This window comes from Bergeyella cardium (genome assembly GCF_003614945.1).
Classification (GTDB): domain Bacteria; phylum Bacteroidota; class Bacteroidia; order Flavobacteriales; family Weeksellaceae; genus Bergeyella_A; species Bergeyella_A cardium.
Window position 1 is genome coordinate 1,530,011 of record NZ_QYCZ01000001.1, and the last position, 21,035, is coordinate 1,551,045.

General features: G+C 40.7%; 22 protein-coding genes. 8 read left to right on the top strand and 14 right to left on the bottom strand.

Annotation, left to right across the window (positions count from 1 at the left end; translation table 11 throughout):
• Window positions 1-15 precede the first annotated feature (15 nt).
• The 7 genes from D8991_RS06900 to D8991_RS06930 form a co-directional block, all read right to left on the bottom strand.
• Window positions 16-1,035, bottom strand: a complete 1,020-nt coding sequence (locus tag D8991_RS06900; RefSeq protein ID WP_120489406.1) for a 2Fe-2S iron-sulfur cluster-binding protein — start codon at window positions 1,033-1,035, stop codon at window positions 16-18.
• Between the two features lie 94 nt (window positions 1,036-1,129).
• The gene (gene nuoF, locus D8991_RS06905; RefSeq protein ID WP_120489407.1) at window positions 1,130-2,482 is read right to left on the bottom strand and encodes an NADH-quinone oxidoreductase subunit NuoF; all 1,353 of its coding nucleotides are present in this window, start codon (window positions 2,480-2,482) and stop codon (window positions 1,130-1,132) included.
• Between the two features lie 92 nt (window positions 2,483-2,574).
• Window positions 2,575-3,087: an NADH-quinone oxidoreductase subunit NuoE family protein gene (locus tag D8991_RS06910; protein ID WP_120489408.1), complete on the bottom strand. Its 513-nt coding sequence runs from the start codon at window positions 3,085-3,087 to the stop codon at window positions 2,575-2,577.
• A gap of 70 nt (window positions 3,088-3,157) precedes the next feature.
• Entirely contained in the window at window positions 3,158-4,378 is a 1,221-nt protein-coding gene (locus D8991_RS06915) for an NADH-quinone oxidoreductase subunit D (RefSeq protein WP_120489409.1), read from the bottom strand.
• 16 nt (window positions 4,379-4,394) lie between these two features.
• The gene (locus D8991_RS06920) at window positions 4,395-4,889 is read right to left on the bottom strand and encodes an NADH-quinone oxidoreductase subunit C (RefSeq protein ID WP_120489410.1); all 495 of its coding nucleotides are present in this window, start codon (window positions 4,887-4,889) and stop codon (window positions 4,395-4,397) included.
• A gap of 30 nt (window positions 4,890-4,919) precedes the next feature.
• Window positions 4,920-5,477 (bottom strand): NADH-quinone oxidoreductase subunit B, encoded by a 558-nt coding sequence (locus D8991_RS06925; RefSeq protein WP_120489411.1) that lies wholly within the window; start codon window positions 5,475-5,477, stop codon window positions 4,920-4,922.
• 45 nt (window positions 5,478-5,522) lie between these two features.
• The gene (locus D8991_RS06930; RefSeq protein ID WP_120489412.1) at window positions 5,523-5,894 is read right to left on the bottom strand and encodes an NADH-quinone oxidoreductase subunit A; all 372 of its coding nucleotides are present in this window, start codon (window positions 5,892-5,894) and stop codon (window positions 5,523-5,525) included.
• 162 nt (window positions 5,895-6,056) lie between these two features.
• Between D8991_RS06930 and bshA the strand changes: the two genes are divergently transcribed.
• From bshA to D8991_RS06945, 3 genes are all read left to right on the top strand, one after another.
• Complete coding sequence (gene bshA, locus D8991_RS06935; protein ID WP_120489413.1) at window positions 6,057-7,202, top strand: N-acetyl-alpha-D-glucosaminyl L-malate synthase BshA; 1,146 nt, start codon at window positions 6,057-6,059, stop codon at window positions 7,200-7,202.
• A 122-nt stretch (window positions 7,203-7,324) separates the two neighbouring features.
• Window positions 7,325-8,344, top strand: a complete 1,020-nt coding sequence (murB, locus tag D8991_RS06940) for a UDP-N-acetylmuramate dehydrogenase (protein WP_120489414.1) — start codon at window positions 7,325-7,327, stop codon at window positions 8,342-8,344.
• A gap of 3 nt (window positions 8,345-8,347) precedes the next feature.
• Entirely contained in the window at window positions 8,348-8,761 is a 414-nt protein-coding gene (locus D8991_RS06945; protein WP_120489415.1) for a hypothetical protein, read from the top strand.
• Here D8991_RS06945 and D8991_RS06950 read toward each other — a convergent pair.
• The 7 genes from D8991_RS06950 to D8991_RS06980 form a co-directional block, all read right to left on the bottom strand.
• Window positions 8,758-9,279 carry a GNAT family N-acetyltransferase gene (locus D8991_RS06950; RefSeq protein ID WP_120489416.1) on the bottom strand — a complete coding sequence of 174 codons (522 nt, stop codon included), beginning with the start codon at window positions 9,277-9,279 and terminating at the stop codon, window positions 8,758-8,760. The genes D8991_RS06945 and D8991_RS06950 overlap by 4 nt on opposite strands.
• A gap of 7 nt (window positions 9,280-9,286) precedes the next feature.
• Entirely contained in the window at window positions 9,287-9,508 is a 222-nt protein-coding gene (locus D8991_RS06955; RefSeq protein WP_120489417.1) for a PspC family transcriptional regulator, read from the bottom strand.
• Window positions 9,509-9,524: 16 nt separating this feature from the next.
• On the bottom strand, window positions 9,525-10,808 hold the full coding sequence (locus tag D8991_RS06960; RefSeq protein WP_120489418.1) for a DUF2851 family protein: 1,284 nt from the start codon (window positions 10,806-10,808) through the stop codon (window positions 9,525-9,527).
• 469 nt (window positions 10,809-11,277) lie between these two features.
• Window positions 11,278-12,450 carry an efflux RND transporter periplasmic adaptor subunit gene (locus tag D8991_RS06965; RefSeq protein WP_120489419.1) on the bottom strand — a complete coding sequence of 391 codons (1,173 nt, stop codon included), beginning with the start codon at window positions 12,448-12,450 and terminating at the stop codon, window positions 11,278-11,280.
• A gap of 54 nt (window positions 12,451-12,504) precedes the next feature.
• The gene (locus D8991_RS06970; RefSeq protein WP_185123862.1) at window positions 12,505-13,773 is read right to left on the bottom strand and encodes an ABC transporter permease; all 1,269 of its coding nucleotides are present in this window, start codon (window positions 13,771-13,773) and stop codon (window positions 12,505-12,507) included.
• A gap of 26 nt (window positions 13,774-13,799) precedes the next feature.
• Window positions 13,800-15,023 (bottom strand): ABC transporter permease, encoded by a 1,224-nt coding sequence (locus D8991_RS06975; RefSeq protein ID WP_120489421.1) that lies wholly within the window; start codon window positions 15,021-15,023, stop codon window positions 13,800-13,802.
• A gap of 59 nt (window positions 15,024-15,082) precedes the next feature.
• On the bottom strand, window positions 15,083-15,772 hold the full coding sequence (locus D8991_RS06980; RefSeq protein WP_120489732.1) for an ABC transporter ATP-binding protein: 690 nt from the start codon (window positions 15,770-15,772) through the stop codon (window positions 15,083-15,085).
• A gap of 366 nt (window positions 15,773-16,138) precedes the next feature.
• On the opposite strand from D8991_RS06980, the gene D8991_RS06985 reads away from it, so the two are divergent.
• From D8991_RS06985 to D8991_RS07005, 5 genes are all read left to right on the top strand, one after another.
• Window positions 16,139-17,092: a ribonucleotide-diphosphate reductase subunit beta gene (locus D8991_RS06985; protein WP_120489422.1), complete on the top strand. Its 954-nt coding sequence runs from the start codon at window positions 16,139-16,141 to the stop codon at window positions 17,090-17,092.
• Between the two features lie 39 nt (window positions 17,093-17,131).
• A complete protein-coding gene (locus tag D8991_RS06990) occupies window positions 17,132-17,380 on the top strand; it encodes a hypothetical protein (protein WP_245957201.1) in 249 nt (82 codons plus the stop codon).
• Window positions 17,381-17,397: 17 nt separating this feature from the next.
• Window positions 17,398-17,652: a hypothetical protein gene (locus D8991_RS06995; protein ID WP_120489424.1), complete on the top strand. Its 255-nt coding sequence runs from the start codon at window positions 17,398-17,400 to the stop codon at window positions 17,650-17,652.
• A 157-nt stretch (window positions 17,653-17,809) separates the two neighbouring features.
• Entirely contained in the window at window positions 17,810-19,465 is a 1,656-nt protein-coding gene (locus tag D8991_RS07000) for a ribonucleoside-diphosphate reductase subunit alpha (RefSeq protein WP_120489425.1), read from the top strand.
• Window positions 19,466-20,281: 816 nt separating this feature from the next.
• On the top strand, window positions 20,282-20,923 hold the full coding sequence (locus D8991_RS07005; protein WP_120489426.1) for a hypothetical protein: 642 nt from the start codon (window positions 20,282-20,284) through the stop codon (window positions 20,921-20,923).
• Window positions 20,924-21,035 lie beyond the last annotated feature (112 nt).

Here is a 21,035-nt window from a genome sequence, read left to right on the forward strand (position 1 = left end):
AGATTCGGTGAATAACTATCCATTACTGGTTTCCTTTTTATCAGGAGACCCTATTTTATTTTGGTTGAAATGATTCCAAAGGTTGGTTTGCTCCTTAGGCTGAGGCGTTTCATAGTGGTTGAGAGAGATAACGGAATGTCTCTCAATATTTCTTGGACCTTCTACCGTCCAGTACTTAAGATCTTTCTTATGGAAACGGCAATCATCACAAATAAATTCTTCTACTTCTCCATATTTATCTTTTCTACCTGTAACACGAACGATTTCCTCACCTTTCATCCAGATAACGGCTTTTCCGCTACATTTATCGCAGTTGCAAGTAGCATTCATAGGTTTTGTAAACCATACACGGCTGGCAAAACGAGCCGTTCTATCTGTAAGTGCTCCCACAGGACACACATCTATCACATTACCAATAAAATCATTTTCCAATGCTTTATTGAGATAAGTTCCTATTTCTGCATGCTCACCTCGGAACAGGATGCCGTGCTCTCTCTCTTCTGTAAGCTGATTTGCCAGTAAAACACATCTTGCACACAGAATACAGCGGTTCATATTCAGCTTGATATTCGGACCTATATCTTCTGCATCAAAGGTTTTCTTTTCAAACTCCATTCGGCTATCGGAAAGACCGTGCTCATAGCTGAGGTCTTGCAAATGGCACTCCCCTGCCTGGTCGCAGACTGGGCAATCAAGAGGGTGATGGATAAGCATAAATTCGGTAACCGCTTTTCTCGCCTCCTGAGTTCTTTCAGAGGTAAGGTTTTTCACTTCCATACCATCCATTACGGCTGTACGGCAACTTGCTACCAATTTAGGCATAGGTCGTGGATCTGCTTCGGAACCTTTTGAAACCTCTACGAGGCAGGTTCTACATCTTCCTCCACTATGTTCAAGTTTGCTATAATAACACATCGCTGGCGGTACAGACTTACCACCTATCTGTCTTGCCGCTTCTATAATCGTAGTCCCTGGCAAAACTTCCGTAGTCTGTCCATCAATGGTTATTTTAAACTTTTTTACTTCTTCGCTCATATGATCAGCGTTAAAATTTTATTTATCAGCTCTTAAAATTAAACTTCTAAAAGCGTTTTAGTCTCTTCTTTTTTTTATCAATATTCTAATCCACTTACTCGGCTGGCACTGGGATTGGGTCAGCATAATGCGCCAATCCGAATGGTTTTACCTTAGCCAGTTCAGGTGTTTTTACATAATATTCAAACTCATCTCGGAAATGCCTGATAGCCGCTGCCACAGGCCAAGCTGCTGCATCACCGAGAGGACAAATCGTATTACCTTCTATCTTTCTCTGGATATCCCAAAGTAAATCAATATCCTTCATCTCGCCTTCTCCATTTACTATTTTCTTCAAGATTCTGTAGAGCCAGCCTGTCCCCTCTCTACAAGGAGTACACTGCCCACAGCTCTCGTGATTATAAAATCTTGAAAGTGTCATCGTATGCTCTACAACCGACTGGTCTTCATCCAATACGATAAAACCTCCCGAACCCATCATCGTTCCCGTAGCAAAGCCACCATCGGAAAGAGATTCGTAGTTCATATATCTCGGCTCTCCTTTTATGGTTTTGAGCAATAGATTAGCTGGCAAGATAGGAACAGAACTTCCACCAGGTATGCAGGCTTTCAGCCTTTTTCCATTAGGAATACCTCCGCAATATTCATCGGAATAGATGAATTCTTCTACTGTAATGGTCATATCAATCTCATAAACACCAGGTTTATTGATATTACCACAAGCGGAAATCAGTTTCGTTCCTGTAGATCGCCCTACACCTATTTTTGCATACTCAGCACCTGTCATATTAATAATAGGTACTACAGCAGCGATAGATTCTACATTATTTACTACAGTTGGTCTCTCCCAAAGCCCTTTTACAGCTGGGAATGGGGGTTTTAATCTCGGATTTCCTCTCTTACCTTCGAGGGATTCGAGGAGTGCCGTTTCCTCTCCACACACATATGCCCCAGCACCTCTTTGCACATATATTTCCAAGTCAAAACCAGTTCCTAAGATATTTTTTCCTAAGAAACCAGCATTTCTTGCCTCTTCAATAGCGGCTTCCAGTATATCTGGAATCCAAGAATACTCACCTCTTATATAGATGTAGGAAGCATTTGAACCCAAACAATAAGAAGCGATGATTATCCCTTCTATTAATATATGAGGAATATGCTCCATCAGGTATCTGTCCTTAAAGGTACCGGGCTCAGACTCATCGGCATTTACCACCAAGTGTCTTGGTATTCCTTCGGGTTTTGCAAGGAAGCTCCACTTCATTCCTGTAGGGAAGCCCGCACCACCACGACCGCGAAGTCCAGAGGTTTTCACTTCCTCTAAAATCTCTTCGGGCGTCATTTTAAGAGCCTTCTCAGCGGCTTGATAACCGCCTTGCTTTCGATATACATCAAAATATCGAATTCCCTCTATGTGAGCATCTTTAAGTAAAAGTTTTTTACTCATTTGTCTATTAAATTTTGTAAGTATCTAAAATAGCTTACACTTAATTATTCAACTTTATTTCAATTACTCTCTCTTCAAGAGTATTTTTATTTTTAATCCAAAGCTATGGCTCCCTGTCGGCAAAGCTCAAGGATTTCATCTACTTTCTCTATGGTCAAGTTCTCGTGATAAAACTTACCGAGTTGCATCATTGGTGCATAGCCACACGCACCGAGGCATTCCGCAGGTTTTAATGTAAATAGCCCATCTTCGGTAGTCTCACCATCTTTTATATTGAGCTTTGTGCGGATATGGTCGAGAATTTTCTCACTCCCTCTCGTCATACAAGGGCCTGTACGGCATACTTCCAATACATATTTACCTACGGGCTGCATATTAAACATCGTATAGAAAGTTGCCACTTCATATACTTCAATAGGTTTTATGTCTAATAAGCTCGCCACATAATCCATTACAGGGACATCTAACCAGCCTCCAAATTCTTTCTGTGCAATATGGAGAATGGGGATGAGAGCAGATTTCTGCCTTCCCTCTGGGTACCTTGCGATAATTTTCTTTACCTGCTCTAAGGTTTCAGGTTTGAAAGTTATTATTTTTTCGCTCATTTTCTTTTGCTTTTTTTCAGGTAGTTTGTCTCTGCCTTTTTTATCTTAAATTTTATTTGTTGAGCCAGATTTAAGCATCGAGCTCACCTGCAATTATATTCATACTACACATTGTAACAATGGCATCTGAAATCCCAGCTCCCGTAATCATTTCTGGATATGCCTGATAATAAATAAAGCAAGGTCTTCTGAAATGCAATCTGTACGGACTTCTCCCTCCATCGCTCACTAAGTAAAACCCGAGCTCTCCATTTGCTCCTTCTACACAATTATAAACCTCTCCTACAGGTATATTGGTCTCTCCCATTACAATTTTAAAGTGATAAATAAGGGATTCCATTTTAGAATAAACATCTGATTTCTCAGGGAGGTAATATTCTGGAGCATCTGCGTGGAAGTCTCCATCTGGAAGGTTTTCATAAGCCTGTTTAATGATTTTAAGAGATTCCCAAACTTCCTGCTGGCGAACCATAAATCTATCATAAGTATCGCCAGAAGTTCCCACTGGAATGATGAAATCAAAATCCTCATAGGAAGAGTATGGCTGTGCTACACGCACATCATAATCCACTCCTGTCGCTCTGAGGTTAGGACCTGTAAATCCATAGCTTAAAGCCCTTTCGGAAGAGATAGCACCTACATTGATGGTTCTATCCATAAAGATTCTGTTTCGCTCTAAGAGGGAGCAGAATTCTCCATATCGCTTAGGGAAGTTTTTAATAAACTCCTGTAAATATTCGTGGAATTTATCATTAATATCTCTTTCAAAGCCACCGATTCTTCCCATATTGGTCGTCATCCTCGCACCACAGATTTGCTCATACATATTGTAGATACGCTCCCTGTCTTGGAACATATAGGTAAGCCCTGTAATGGCCCCTGCATCCATACCTGTAACACCATTGCAAATCAGGTGGTCACCAATCCTTGCAAGCTCCATAAGGATCACCCTTAGATAATCTACCCTCTTAGGCGTTTCTATGCCCAAGAGTTTTTCTACGGTCATATGCCAGCCAAAGTTATTAATAGGCGCAGAGCAGTAGTTCAGCCTGTCGGTCAAAGTAGTAATCTGAGTAAGATTTCTCCTTTCGGCAATCTTCTCAAATGCACGGTGGATATAACCTACGGTTTGCTCGGAGTGGAGGATTTTCTCGCCATCCATCGTGAGGACATTCTGGAAAATCCCGTGCGTAGCGGGGTGTGTAGGCCCGAGATTGAGGGTATAAAGTTGCCCATCAATCTGCTCATTAATATCGTGGTTTAATATATTAGATAGCTCGTTGTTTTTCATATCTATTAATTGTGAATTACCTTCCGAACATTAAATCGTTTTTATCTGTTCTTGTACCATCTTCCAGTCTATATTCTTTCAGAAGAGGGTGGAAGCCTAAATCTGGCATATTTAGAATAACCCTTAAATCGGGATGCCCTTTAAATTTAATCCCAAAAAAGTCAAAGGTTTCTCTCTCCATCCAGTTGGCACCAGAAAATAAATCAACCAAAGAATCTACTTCTGCATTTTCTCTCGGCATAAAGGTTTTAAGGCGGATTCTCACATTCTCCATCATATTATGAAGATGGTAGATAACCCCGATTTCTTTCTCTTTATCATTTGGATAATGTATACCGCAGATATCGGTTAAGAAAAAGAAATTAAGAGACGAATCTTTGAGGTAATGAATCACCTTTTTTATCTCTTCTTTTTTTATTTCAAGAGTTAACAAACCATACGGCTCCGAAGCAGACAGCACGGCTTCTGGGAACTCGCGGGTAATGGCTTCTAAAACAAATTCATTTGTCATTTTCTCAGCTTTTAAGCGCTAAACAAAGTCTTAATTAATTCCGTAAGATTCTAATAACTTCTGATATTCTGGCAAATCTCTCCTTCTAATGCTTTCACTCTCTGCCAGTGCTTGCACCTGGAGCACACCTTCTATAATCTGCTCTGGTCTTGGCGGGCATCCTGGCACATACACATCTACGGGGATAATTTTATCTATCCCTTGGAGAACGGAATACGAGTCAAAAATACCACCACTACACGCACAAGCCCCTACAGCTACTACCCATTTAGGCTCTGCCATCTGGGTATAAATCTGCTTCAGTACAGGTCCTAATTTTTTGGAAATAGTACCGCAAACCATCAGCATATCTGCCTGTCTTGGCGAGAATGAGTTTCTCTCCATACCATATCTTGATGCATCATAGGTAGGGTTTAGCATTGCCATATATTCTATACCGCAACAAGAGGTAGCAAAAGGAAGAGGCCAAAGAGAATATTTCCTTGCCAAACCGATTACACTGCTCAGTTTTGTAACAAAAAAGCCCTCACCTTCATATCCTTCGGGCATTTCTGCGGTAGTGATTATCTTTTTATTATTATCAGACATTATCTTTTTTATTGTTTCGCTTGATTATTTTGTTCGAGTCATCGGTTATTTATTCCAATCCAAAGCTCCTCTTTTCAGCACATAGAAAAAAGCCACGAAAAATATAGCTACGAAAGTAAGCACAGCTAAAAAGCCTTCTACTCCGAATTCTTTAAAATTCAAAGCATAAGGATAGAAAAATACCACTTCTATATCAAAGAGTACGAATAAAACTGCGGTAAGAAAATACTTTATAGAGAAAGGCGTTCTTGCATTTCCTTCTACCTCTACACCACACTCAAAACTCTGGTTTTTTGTGGTGGTAGTTTTCTTTTGCCTTGGTCCTAAAAAATGCGCTCCCAATAGAGAGACCGCTACAAAACCTATAGCTACAACAGCTTGAATTAAAATCGGAATATAATCATTAGGTAAATCCATTTTTACACTCAATTTTATTTGGGGGCAAATTTAGCCAATTAAAATCATCATTAAAAAATAAAAGACAGCAATATCCCCTTTAAATGCCCTAAAATGTTAAATTTATAAATCATATAAATTAATTTTTAGTTACCTTTGAGCCCCAAATTTTAGACTTGAATAATGAAAATAGGAATCTTATGTTATCCCACTTATGGAGGTAGTGGAATTGTGGCAACAGAGCTTGGGATGACGCTCGCAGATAAAGGCTACGAAGTTCATTTTATCTCTAATAATCTACCCGCGAGGTTAGACATTACCAACCCCAATATTTTTTTCCACAAAGTCAATGTACAGACCTACCCTCTTTTTCAATATCAACCCTATGATATTGCGCTTTCTTCTATGATTTACAGGGTGAGCACGCTTTACAAGTTAGATCTTCTGCACGCTCACTACGCTATCCCTTATGCTTATGCGGCATTTACCGCCAAGCAGATGCTCAAACAAGATGGCAAAGACATCCCTCTCATCACTACTTTACACGGGACAGACATCACTCTGGTGGGTCAGCATCCCAGCTATAAGCACGCGGTAGAGTTCTCCATCAATCAGTCCGACACCATTACCGCCGTTTCCGAGAGTTTAAAGAAAGATACCCTTCAGTTTTTCAATATCAAGAAGGAGATAAAAGTCATCAATAACTTTATAGATAATAGTCTATTTATAAAATGTACGAAGTGCGACCGCAGCCAGTTTGCCCTTCCAAATGAGAAAATCCTCATCCATATCTCAAACCTCCGACCTGTAAAGCGGATAGAAGATGTACTACAGATTTTCAGGAATGTAAACAGGAAAATAGCCTCCAAGCTCATCATCATAGGCGAAGGTCCCGATATGGAAAAGGTAAATGAATTTCTGGAAAACCATACCGAACTGATAGACAAAATCCGCCTTCTGGGCAAAACCAATGATTTATACAAAATCCTTGAGCTCTCCGACCTCTTCCTCCTCCCCTCCGAGCAAGAGAGTTTCGGTCTCGCTGCCCTTGAAGCAATGGCAGCATACACTCCCGTTATCAGCTCAAATGCTGGAGGTATCCCCGAAGTAAATATACAAGGAGAAACAGGCTACTTAGCAGAAGTAGGAAATGTAGAAGCGATGAGCAACTATGCAATAAAACTCCTGAGTGATGACCACCTCCTCAACCAAATGAAGCAACAGGCAAAAGAGCAAGCCCTCCGCTTTGATATAAAAAACATTATCCCCCAATACGAAAAAATGTATTCCGAAACTTTGGAAAGCAGCAAAAAAAATACAGTCTTTTAAAGACTGTATTTTTTTTGCTATTAGCTTTAGGCAGTAGGCTGTGGATGGTAAGTTTGTGGTAATCGCATCACCGGCTACGGTGCGGTGCTACGGCTATAAGCATATTTGCTATCTTTGCAGCTATGGAAATTCAAGAAAACATCTCCCTAAAACCTTTTAATACATTTGGAATAGAGGTACAAGCGAGGTTCTTCACTCGTGCAAAAAGCATCGATGAGCTGAAAGCTGCAATAGGCTTTGCAAAGGATAAAAACCTTCCGCTCCTCTTCCTTGGTGGCGGGAGTAATGTACTTTTCACCGAGAATTATAACGGTCTGGTGGTTTTAGTCCAGATGAAAGGAATCACAACTCAGCCTGCGGGTGAAAACGAGGTTTTGGTAACGGCACAGGCAGGTGAGAACTGGCATAAATTCGTGCAGTGGTGCCTTAATCAAGATTTTGGTGGGCTGGAAAACCTCTCATTAATCCCAGGAAATGTAGGCACCTGCCCTATGCAAAACATCGGGGCGTATGGAGTGGAGATTAAGGACAGATTTCACCACTGTAAGGCACTCAATATTGAAACTTTGGAAGTGGAAGAGTTTAGCCTTTCCGATTGTAAATTCGGCTATCGGGAATCTTTCTTCAAGCACGAAGGCAAAGGGAAATATGTGATTTTGGAAGTCAGTTTCCTCCTTACCACGACTAATCACGAACTGAAAACAGGCTATGGAGCCATCCAAGAAGACTTGCAGCGCTTAGGGATTTCCAAACCTACGATACAGGAGATTTCAAAGGCAGTAGTGCGCATCAGAGAAACCAAGCTCCCCAATCCAAAGGAGACGGGCAATGCTGGCAGCTTCTTCAAAAACCCAGTTATCAGCAAAGAAAAGTTTGAAGCACTCAAAAACCTTTACCCAGAAATACCGAGCTATCCAAATGGTGATTTCATCAAACTCCCCGCAGGCTGGCTGATAGAAAAAGCAGGCTGGAAAGGTAAGCAAGTGGGCAATGTAGCGGTGCACAACCGCCAGGCACTCGTGATTATCAACTGCACGGGAGAGGCTACTGGCAAGGAAATTTTTAATTTCTCAGCACAGATTATCGCTTCTATAAAGGAGAAATTCGGAATCGAGTTAGAAAGGGAAGTAAATATCATCTAAAAAATGAGCGATATAGATATTTTAGTAGATAAAACGGTGGAGTTCGCCATAGATGAGGCTACGCAGAAGCTCAATTCTGAGCAAAAATTTCAGCCATTTTCTTTTCTGATAAATTCTGATGGTGGCTTTACCTCCGTTATTCCCGCCGTGTATGATTATTACTTTGATGAAAGTGTAATGGTAGATTCTTTTAAGAGTTTTGGGAATGAAAAACTAATGGGCACTGCCGAGGGGTTTTGCATTTGCTATACCTCCAGTGTCTCTTTAAAGGGTGGCGAGGTAGAGGCAATCGTCGTATTCTGTAAGTTTAAGAATGACCATCTCCCCCTCAAAACGAGGATTTATTACTTCCCATTTACCACCTCTCACGGTAGTGTTTTCATAGATTTTGAGGCATCTTTCGCCAGCGAGGCTTAGCCCTCTACACCATAGACCGTCCGGTGAATTTCCTGCTCTACTGCTTGGACATCCTTTGGGAGCCAAGATGCCATCAGGAAGAGTTCCAAAGGATTCTTACCTTCCTCATAGCTCGGTTGTATATAGCTTTCATTAATGATGCTGAGGCTGTTTTTCTGGTAAAAACCAATCCGCCTCTCGGCAATTTCACTGAGGTAGGAAGGTTCAGATTCTAATATGATATTAGAATGCTCTTCTATCAGGGTTTTTACCACCACAGAGCCGAGTTTTTGATTTCTAAACTCTTCAAAAACCTCAAAATGCTCCACAAAAATACTTTCGGAGAGCTTCCAGAGAACGAGGTAGCCCACCTCTGCCTCCCGCCAGAGAATAGAATTTACAAAAGCATTCGGATGCTCAAAAAGTGCCTTAAACTGCTCATCATTTCGTCTTTCATCTGCTGGGAAAGTGGTGGTATAGGCTCTATAAATCTTCTGTGCAGAAGGATTTTCAAAAGAGTGTACAGGTAGGAATTTCATCGTTCAGCTATAAATCAAAAACGCTGGGTCTCCTCACGATAAAAATATCTTTCACCCAAAGCATAAACGCCATAGCGAGGTAGATAAGAAAGAAAAAACCCGCCGTAGCAAAGGTTGAATAAATAAAAAATACCCTGAGTTTAGAAACGGGAATCCCGAGCTTTGTACCGAACCGTGTAAGTACCCCGAACCATTCGCGCTCCATTTTATGGCGTAAGTTGCTAAACATATCTTATTATTAAGTATTAATTAGGCTCCGATTTCCTGAGAATCTGCAAACCGACGGCGCAATTTAAACATTTTTTTCTAAGGCAGAAACTCCTGTATTGGTAGAGATAGCTCTGGCTTTGCAGTGCATTTTTTACCTCACAACCGAGCGCTTTCCATTCGGAGATAATCGTATTTTTCTCGGCAGGGATTTCCTTATAAAGACCGATGATTTCTTCCTTCATTTCCCCTCTTTTCTCCTCAAAAGCGCTGTAATAAGTATATTTCATAGGGAGAATGACATTGATGATGATAAGGTCAATAAAGGCTGCACTGAGCTTCTTCGGTTGAGATTTTGCTACCTCCTTCCCAAACTTAAAATGCGTATCCCAATAGCTGGAAGCCTTCACTCCGCTAAAAAGATTCCTCAGCTCAGGATAGGTTTTTGCCTCCATTATCTTTGAAAATAGATTTTGATTGAGATGATAGACCTGCGCCAGCTGAGAGAGCCTAATAGTTGGGAAGTTCGCCGGCCTTAGCCTTAGAAATTTTGGAGAGAAGCAGATACTACCGAGATTAAATTTCTTAGTGATAAAATCATACTCCCTCTTCCAGCTCTGGTGCTCTTCATCGGTAGAATGAGTGAGCCAGCCAGCCTTCCCAAAGAGGAAAGACTCCAGCTGCTTTGCCTCCTGACTGAGCTTCCTGATGGTAGAAAACGGAGCGCTTTCGGCGATGCTTTTAAATATCTCGGCATTTACCTTCAGCCCGAAGCTATACGCCATATAATGGAAGAGCACTGCCTCGTAATCGTTCTTATAACGCTCTAATTCCCGTTGAATTTTCTCAGATTTCTCATCCAGCTTCTTCAAAAGGTTCTCTCTGTGGAAGTCCTCAGACTGCTTCTGACCGAGGAAAAGCTCTTGGCAGGGAATAAATTCTGCCTTTGAAGCCAGCACTTCATACCGAGCAATAACCTCTGGGCTAATATAATTTTTGAGTTCTATTGTGGGGATATTTCGCTCCTTAAGGAAGGCGATTTCCTTGTCGTGAATAAAGACAGCGTGGAGAATTACATTCTGATACGCCTCATCTTTGGAGTGCCCGTGCAAATCCCAATCCGACGAGCGCAAGTGCAGTTCTATATGCCCCGAAAAGCGAATTCCGTTCGTCTCTATCCTTGCAACTTGGAAGTCTGCCCCAGCATCTCGGTTCCAGCTTCCAAAGTCTAATACCTTCACAGGATTTCCCTCCGTATCCTGAAAAAGATGAGTACCAAAAACCTTGTGATTCCAAAGGTATTGAAGCAGTAATTCATTCATATCTTAATCTTTGACTTGCACAAATATAAGGCTTCTAACAAATAGCTAATTGCTATTAGCTAACAGCCAACCGCCAATTATCGTTTTAATAAAAAAATACGCTGTTTTTTATCAACTTTTAGGTTCTTAACCTAAAAATTCTGGTTTCTAACCTAAAATTTTAGGTCCTGAACCTAATTGAATACGGTGACCCACCTAATCGTTCGGGTTTTTAACCTAAATGACGGCCTTTTTAACCCAAAAGATAGGGTCTCTGACCCAAATGATGGGGTCTCTGACCCAAATAATAGGGTCTATGACCCCTTTTTAAAAACTTCCCCCTAGACAAATCATCTAGGGGGATTTTCTGTTATAATGCTAATGATGCTATACCTAAAAGCCAATTATCAACACGCTAGTGTCCCTACTAAGTGCCTGCCGTGCTACGGCTAAGTGCGCCACTTGCAAGATGTGCTCCCCACGCAGTGGGCTATGGCTGCTTTTTCAATTCTTCTTTATCTTTATCTGAGGGGTTCCAGACTTTTACTTCGGCATTTTTATCTATTCCTGAGAGGATTTGTACATTCACGCCATCGCTTGCACCGAGTTTTACGAAGACTTTCTTAAATGAACCTCCTGGCTGCTTTACTTCTACGAATGGCGCGTCGTTGCCTTTTATTTTTTCGTATTGGATGAGAGATTCGTCGAGGAGGAGGGCATTTTTCTGGGAGCTGAGGATAATCTCTCCATTGGCAGAGAAGCCTGCACGGATGTATTCGTTATTCGGATTGAGAACGCTTCCCTTTACAGGGAATTTTATGGTACCACTCTCTTCGGTTCCTTTTGGGGCGATGAGGGTCATCTTTCCAGCAAAGGTCTTGTTTTGCAATGCTCCGATGATGATGTTCATCTCCATTCCCTCTTTAATCTTACCGACTTGTGCTTCATCAATCTTACCCTCGAAGATAAGGTAGCTGAGGTCTGCGATGGAGCAAATGGTGGTGCCCGCATTGAAGGAATTAGCTTCTATCACTTGGCTTCCTGTTTTTACGGGAACTTCGAGGACGGTGCCGTTTGCCTTAGAGCGAATCTGGGTAGTCGCCATATTTTGAAGCTCAGGAGTAGCCCCTGTACGCGCTATTTGGAGGTTTTTCTGAGCGGTGGAGAGGAGCTGCTGTGCGTTTTTGAGGCTCTGCTGATTGGCATAGAGCTGCTGCTGAGCAGTGAGGTACTCCTGCTTGGAGATAACGCCCTGTTTGTAGAGGTTCTCCTGCATTGCAAACTGTTGTTGCTGGTTGGCAAGGTTGGCTTTGGCGTTATTGATTTGCAGCTCTGCATTGCTCACCTCTTGGAGAGCAGAATTTACACTCGCCACGCTGGGAACGATGCGGAGGGTAGCGACCAACTGCCCTGCAACAACTTTATCTCCCTCCTTTACGAAGATTTTATCGATAATCCCCGAGATATTGGGTTTGATTTCTATCTCTTCTTTGGGTACAATCTTCCCCGTTGCCATTACTTTATCCTCCATATCCTGTACGATAGGTTTTCGGGTGAGGAATTCCTTGCGCTCGGAGATATTGGAGCTGATAAGATATCCGATGACAGACGATAAAGCAACGAATGCGATAAGCCCGAGTACGATATAAATTGTCTTTTTCATTGTTATAGAGATTAGATTAATTTTTATTGATGTTTTAATGTTTATTCTTATTCTTTATTCACTTCTCAGTGCATCTATCGGGCGAATGCTGATGGCTCTCTGTGCGGGGATTAAACCGATGATAAGCCCCAGTATGACCATTATCGCCATTGCACCAAATACATTGAGGTAATTGACCGTAGGGTTGTAAAACGGTGCATCTTCCTGATTTTTTGTAGCGAGATTCAGTAGCATCAAGACCAGCATACCGAAAATAAAGCCTATTAAGCCCGATGAAAGGGTGATAACGACGCTCTCCAAGAGAATCTGATTCCTCACCTCCGAAGGTTTTGCCCCGAGCGCACGGCGGATACCTATTTCTTTCGTTCGCTCCTTTACCGTGATGAGAAGGATGTTTGAAATGGCAATAACCCCCGCGATAATCGTAAGCGTGCCGACAATAATCGTGAGGAGCTGCATACCATTAAGGAAGCCCGTTACTTTTTTAAACTCATTACCGAGGTTGAATGCCCCATAGGCATTGGTATCTTCTGGTGATATGCTGTATCGGCCTTTGAGTACTTCTTTTATTCTTTCATCCACTCTACCGATATCTGCATCGGACTTTGATACAATGGCAAAGAAATCTACTTTATCACCATCGTTATACATTTTGGTAAAAGTGGATAAGGGGATATAAGCGCTATTATCACTATCAATACCGATGGACTTTTTAACACTAAAAACTCCAATAACAGTAAAGAAAATCCCTTTGATATTAATTGTTTTGCCAACAGGGTTTTCGTTCTTTTTAGCATCGAAGAAGTTCTTGTAAATCTGCTCACCGATGACTACTACATTTTTATTTTCTGAGACATCAGCATCATTTAAATACCTGCCAAACAGAAGCCTCTTCTCTGCTATTTTATTACCGATGGGATAATCGCCTTTCAGGATATAGGTGGCAGATTTGGTACCTCTCACCATCGTTACTCCACTCGTACCGAAATCTCCTCTTGAGTTTTGCGGAGAGATATAATCAATCTCTGGGATTTTCTTCTTCAAATATTCTATGTCTGAAAGATGAATATAGACCGTTCTCCCCTTAGGAAAACCACCATAGGGGATGGTTGTCTCCTGCCCCCAAAGGAAAATCGTATTGGTAGCAAAGCCAGAGAAGAGCTTATTGAAGCCATTCTCCATACCTTTGGCAGCACCGAGGAGGGTTACATAGAGAAACATTCCCCAGCCCACTCCTATCATTGTAAGGAAAGTCCGAAGTTTATTATTCCGTAGGGAATGATAAATCTCCTGCCAAGTATCTATTTTAAATATGATATTCATCTCGCTTTTTCTTTTGATATGAGTAATTATCCCCTTAATGCCTCTATGGGTTTTATCTTTGATGCCCGATAGGCAGGTACAAAGCCCGCAATAGCCCCAGAAATGATAAGGCAGATAAATGCAGAAATGATAACTCCCCAGCCTACATTCGGGTTTAAGATGAAGTATTCTTCAAATCTGTTTCCGATGAGGTTTAATGACAAAACGCCCAAAGCCCCCCCAATAATCCCCGATAATACCGTAATCACGATACTCTCCTGCAAGATAAGCCCTACGATACTCATAGGCTTAGCTCCAATCGCCTTCCGTATTCCGATTTCTAGCGTTCGTTCCTTTACGATATACACCATAATATTACTGATGCCGATAATCCCTGCGATAAGTGTCCCAATACCGATAAAACCTACAATAATCCCAATAACACCGATAAATATCGCTCCTTCCTTACCATTCTTTGCGTTGTTGAATACCGTAATCGCTTCCTCATCTTCTGGAGATACTTTCTTTCGCTCTTGGAGCTGGCGCTTCACCTCATCACCAAAGGCTATGGCTTCGTCGGTAGAGAGCTTCATATCGTAGGTAATGGATATTCTTGACAGGGTATCCGAACTCTTCCTGAGCTGCTGCATTGTGCTAACAGGAATACTGATGGTGCGCTCTTCCCAATCGCCATTATTATCCGAGAAAACTCCGATCACCTTAAATGCAGTTCCATTAATGTCCAGCTCCTTACCGATAGGTGTACCGTTTTTTATAAGGTCTCTCTGTACCATTCTCCCGATAACGGCTACGAACTTCTTCTCTTTAATATCCCTTGGAGAGAGGTATCGTCCGTCCAAAACTTTTCTATTCGCAATATAGACTTCCTCTTCTCCTGCACCATTGATTCTGTAGCCCCCACTTTCTTTGCCGTACTTCACCTTCCAGTATGTGGTATAAGTTGGCGCTGAGTATTCTATATTCTCCTTATTTTCCTCTCTTATACTACTGAGGTCGGTATTATTAAAACTGATTTTTCGGTTAGATTGGAGCCCTGCATAAGCAATAGAAGTATGCCCCGTAGAGAATGTAATAAGGTTCTGAGCACTTCTAAAACCCTGATTAAAAGCATTTGCCAGACCATTACCTATCCCAAAAAGCACGATGAAGATGTACAAGCCCAAAGCTACGGTAAAGCCAGAGAGCACCGTCCGAAGCAAATTACTTCGGATAGAACTAAAAATCTCCTGCCAGCGGTCTAAATCAAACATTCTAATCGGTTTTTAAGTTGAGTGTTAAAATTCTTTGGCTTTTGCTTTATTGATAGGTTTTAGAGCACGACTTGTTCAATGACTTCATCACTTTCTATTATACCATCTTTCAGGAAGACATTCCTTTTGGTCTGGGCGGCTACATCGGGTTCGTGGGTTACGATGATGATGGTCTTCCCTTCGTTATTAATCTCCTGCAAGAGCTTCATAATATCGTGAGTGGTCTTGCTGTCTAAAGCGCCCGTAGGTTCATCGGCGAGGATAATTCTCGGATTGGTTACCAATGCCCGTGCTATGGCGACCCTTTGCTTTTGCCCTCCCGAGAGTTCATTGGGTAGGTGATTTGCCCAGTCTTTCAAGCCTACTTTTTCCAAGTATTCCATTGCTTTTTTGTTGCGTTCCTTTCGGCTTACATTCTGGTAGTAGAGCGGTAAAGCTACATTTTCAAGTGCAGATTTATAGCTGATTAAATTAAATGACTGGAAGATAAAGCCGAGAAATTTGGAACGGTAGTCTGCCGACTTTGATTCGTTCAAATGCTCTATCGGGATACCATTGAGCTCATAAGTACCGCTATCCTTTTGGTCAAGGATACCGATGATATTGAGCAGGGTAGACTTACCCGAACCCGAAGAGCCCATAATAGATACAAATTCTCCCTCCGAGATGCTGAGATTAATACCTTTTAAAACATGGAGCTTAGACAGCCCCATATCATAGGATTTGTGTAGGTTTTCTATTTTAAGCAAAGGTTGAGACATAGAATTTTCCATTTGAGGGATAAGTAATGCTTTTGATACAAATGTTACAATTCGAAAGGTACTATTTTTTTGTTTAATTATATTATATTTAAATTCAATTATTTACAACTTTCTATTTAATTAAAAAACCCTTTTAAAGCACTTCTAAGATTTGGACATTGCGCTAAGCCTTTATTGATAGTACATTGCTATAATTGTGGAAAACTTTAAGTATTTCCTATCAAATGGTTATTTTTTCTGCCTTTTGAGATTAGGATGCATTTTATATTTTTGTCGTCAGCGATAAGAGAGAGAAAAAACTCTTTTTTTATTCAGTTGAACAAGTAGATCAATCAATTTCTTAATGAAAATACTATGGGAATATTTGACAAAAGAGTAAGCTACAAACCATTTGAGTACCCAGAAGTTTTGCAGTTTACCGATGCAATGAACAAATCATTTTGGGTACATTCCGAAGTAGAATTCACTGCCGATGTGCAGGATTTCAAGTCTAACCTATCACCTTCCGAGAAGGAGGTCGTAAAGCGTAGCCTCTTAGGCATTGCACAGGTAGAGGTAGCCGTGAAGACTTTCTGGGGAGATCTCTATAAGTACATCCCAAAGCCAGAGTTTAATGGCGTGGGGGCAACCTTTGCAGAGTCTGAATTCAGGCATAGCGAGGCGTATTCCAGGCTGTTGGAAGTCTTGGGCTACAACAATGAATTTGAGAAATTAGTAGAAGTCCCTATCTTCAAACGAAAGCTCGAATTGTTCGAGAAACACTTTGGACAAGACATTTCGTTTATTAATAAACTTCTGTTTTTCGTCATTGTAATTGAAAATACTTCGCTTTTCAGCCAATTTGCCAATATCCTCTCTTTCACAAGGTTTAAAGGATATATGAAGAATACTGCCAATATCATCGCTTGGACTTCCGTAGATGAGCAAACCCACGCCAACGCAGGGGTCTATATCCTCGGTAAAATCTTTGAAGAATACCCAGAGGAGCGCCTCTCTCAGGAGACCTTAGAGACCATTATAAAGGACTATATAAGCTATGAATCCGAACTGTTAGATTGGATTTATGAAAACGGCGAGCTCTCCTTCTACACAAAGGAAGATGTGCTAAACTTTATGAAGTATAGGGTAGATATGGCGATCACTCAGCTGGGATATAACAAGATTTTTGATATAACACCACAGCAATACTCCAAAATGAAATGGTTTGATGAAGATGTCTTCGCTAATGAGCTGGATGACTTCTTCGCCAAAAGACCAACGGCATACACGAAGCACGATAAATCCATCACTGGAGATGATTTATTCTAATTCTTAGGATTCCACACTCAATAATTAAATGAAATGACTATGACAAAGGAGATTCTACAGGAGTTGGACTATATAAAGTCCGATAAATTCAGGCTCGGAGAGTACATCTATATGGCGATGGCACTCGTTGGCGAGCAGAAAGTTTGCATCGCAGTGGCATACAAAATAGACTACTGCATCAAGAAAGCCGAGCAGTTTGCCACCTCCGTGCCTCAGATTAAGTTCGCCTATATCAACAAGGTAAAAGTAGGAGAGCTCAAAGCCTGTAAGCGGTTTGAAATAAATTAAACGAAATAAGTAATTGGATGACAAAGAAAATTTTAAAAGAAATTGATGAAAACCACACCGAGAACTTTAAATGGGGAGAACACCTCTACCTCGGTATGGCAATCGTAAATGGGCACAGAGCCTGTATCTCCGTAGCGTATAAAATGGACTACTGCGTGAAGAAAGCCCTCCAGTTTATGGAAGCCGACCCTGCCGTAGTATTTACGCACATTAATAAATTCAAGATCGGTGCTACCGAGCCCTGCGATAGATTCAATCTCGACGAGGAATAAAGGTTTTTATTACAAAACCTAACCTCATAAAAGATGATAGTCTTAAATAAGGTAGATTTAAATTCTATAGCAGGAATCTCTATTACAGAATTAATTTTTTTTAACGAAATAATAAGATTAATCAAAGTTTAATAATAAAACATTTTTGGGAAAAATAATGGAAGAAACACAAGAAATATGGTGGCTCAATGACGAGTCTGAACAGATGCTCAACCGAGGCTACCTCCTCAAAGGCGAAACCGTAGAAGGCGCCATCGATAGAATCACGACTGCCGCTGCGAAAAGACTATACAAACCCGAACTGAAAACTGCCTTTAAGGAAATGATTACCAAAGGGTGGATTTCCTTCTCCTCACCCGTTTGGGCAAATATGGGTACGCAAAGAGGCTTACCGATTTCTTGTTTCAATGTCCACATCCCAGACAGTATAGAGGGCATTACCCACAAGATGGGGGAGGTGATTATGCAGACCAAAATCGGTGGAGGAACCTCTGGATACTTCGGCGAGCTACGCCACAGAGGCACTGCCGTAACCGATAATGGGAAATCTTCTGGCGCCGTATCCTTTATGAAACTCTTTGATACTTCTATGGATGTTGTGTCTCAAGGGGGTGTACGCCGAGGTGCATTTGCCGCATACCTTGATATAGACCACGGGGATATTGAGGAGTTTTTAACGATAAAAGACATAGGCTCACCCATACAGAACCTTTTCTTTGGAGTCTGCGTACCCGACTACTGGATGCAAGATATGATAGACGGCGATGCAGAGAAGCGGAGAATCTGGGCAAGAGTTCTCGAAAGCCGACAGCAAAAAGGCTTGCCATATATTTTCTTTACCGATAATGTTAATAGAAATAAACCTCAGGTTTATAAAGATCTCGGTTTGATGATTAATTCGAGCAACCTCTGCTCCGAGATAATGCTCCCTTCCACCACAGATGAATCCTTTATCTGTTGCCTCTCTTCGATGAACTTAGAACTCTTCGACGAATGGAAAGATACCAATGCCGTAAAGCTTGCCATCTACTTCTTAGACGCTGTACTCTCAGAATTTATAGAAAAGACCGAGGGCAATTATTACCTCCAAGGTGCGAGAAACTTCGCTATGCGCCATAGGGCGTTAGGCTTGGGAGTACTCGGTTATCATTCCTATCTGCAAAAAAATATGATACCTTTCGAGAGCTTCGAAGCTACGCAGTTCAATGCTCGTGCATTCAAACATATAAAAGAGCAGGCAGAAGCTGCATCACGAGAGCTTGCCAATATCTATGGCGAACCAGAACTTCTGAAAGGCTACGGTATGAGAAATGCTACCCTTCTCGCGATAGCTCCTACAACTTCCAGTTCGGCTATTCTCGGGCAAACCTCACCAGGGATAGAGCCTTTCTCCTCAAACTACTACAAGGCAGGGCTCGCAAAAGGAAACTTCATTCGTAAAAATAAGTACCTGAAAAAGGTTTTGGAGCAAAAAGGTATAGACGACGAGGAGACTTGGAGAAGCATAATGCTAAACCACGGCTCTGTACAGCACTTAAAAGAACTGTCGGACGAGGAAAAACTCGTGTTTAAAACCTTTAAGGAAATCTCACCTATGGAGATTGTTTCCCAAGCGGCACAGCGGCAGCAGTACATCGACCAAGCACAGTCGCTCAATCTACAAATACCATCGTCTATGCCAGTAAAAGATGTAAACTATGTAATTCTGGAAGCGTGGCGCAAAGGAGTAAAATCACTCTACTATCAGAGAAGTTCCTCCGTATCTAAAGAACTGATGGTAAATTTTGTTTCCTGCTCATCTTGCGAAGCATAGATAGCCGTTAGCGATTGGCTATTAGCTTCTGGCTTTTTATAGACTTTTAGATGTAGCATTACAATAGAAAAATAGGTATTTAGTATATTTGTTAAAAATATTGAAATCTATAATTAATTGTAAAAACAAAGCAATAAAAAAATATAGAATTCGAATAACATACATATAACAATCCCCCCCTTATTAAAATTGGGAAATTTTTCCAATCTTTGAAATATGGGAAGGCGCTGTTGTGGCATAAGTATAAATACCTTGTATCCTACACTACACCTCCTATAAAATGAACGGAGATAATAAGGCTATGGATCTCTTTGAGAAACACAAGGATGAGTACTATATACTTGCCATATTTTGTCAAAAGGCAACTATACTGAAATGCTGGAATTTATATTACCAACTCAATAAAGAGACTACAAGCCTTGGCATATCTATCCATTTCTATATCGAGTAGCCTTAGATCAATGACTCCTTAAAAAGAGAAATTAAAAAGGTAGACAAAAGATATATCCTCACCTTTTAAGGCTGACGAACAAAAGAAACTCGATAAATTCTATCGTATAAAATCCAACTTGAAACCTTTAAATTGTAACTGTAAACTCATCTTTAACAAGGAAATAAAAAAGGATATAAAAGATACCAAATTTTAATTCCTTGCTCTTTTTCCGGAGTCAAAGGTTAATGATGATAAGCCCAACATAGTAGAAGAGGGGCTGTATGGATAGCCGGTCACAAGGTACAAATAACCACCGGCAAGCCTGTTATTTTCAATCTAAAGGAGAATAAAAAAAGATACTAATAACCTTAAAATACAAATACATGTTTATACTAATTGAAGAATTAAAGGCACATGCATACAAGAAGAGTATAATTGACCCACCTAAGGAATTTCTAAATAACACAAGAAGAACAGTGGAAGTATTTACCGAGAAAAATGCACGCCCTAACCATCTATTAACAAAAGGATTAAACTATGAATATAAGGATGGTATTTATATCTCTGATTTAGCAAAAAAAAATACCTCTTCTGAGAATGAACGCCCACGAATAGAGCGAGAATATGAAAATAAGCTGATAGTCGCTAAAGCATTGAAAAATCACCTAAATGAACCAGTAAAAGTATTGCCAGAAATAAAACCTAGCAATAGGGAGTATGATTATCATTTTGACGGCAATCCTCATTATGGAAAAGTCCCCAACCTAAAGGTAGGTGAAAACTTTTGGGAAGTGGAAAGTTATGAGGGAAAATACAAGAAGTCTAAACTTTGGCATATGATAAAAGAGGGTCGTAAACAAGCTGATTTTATAGCATTGAAAATCAATGAATTTGTACCTATAAATAATATAAAAAAGCAATTAAACTTATTATCAAATGATAAATTTAACCAAATGCCTTTGAGTATTATTATTATCAATAAAGATGGAGAAGTAATTTATACTTATAAAAAAGAGCGTAAATAAATTATTTACGCTCTGACTTAACTCTTTTTAATTTCGAGATTAAGGTGCGGGGAGGTTTTACGCCCCCCAATTGTGACACAAATGTACAAATTTATTTTTAATAACCCATTAT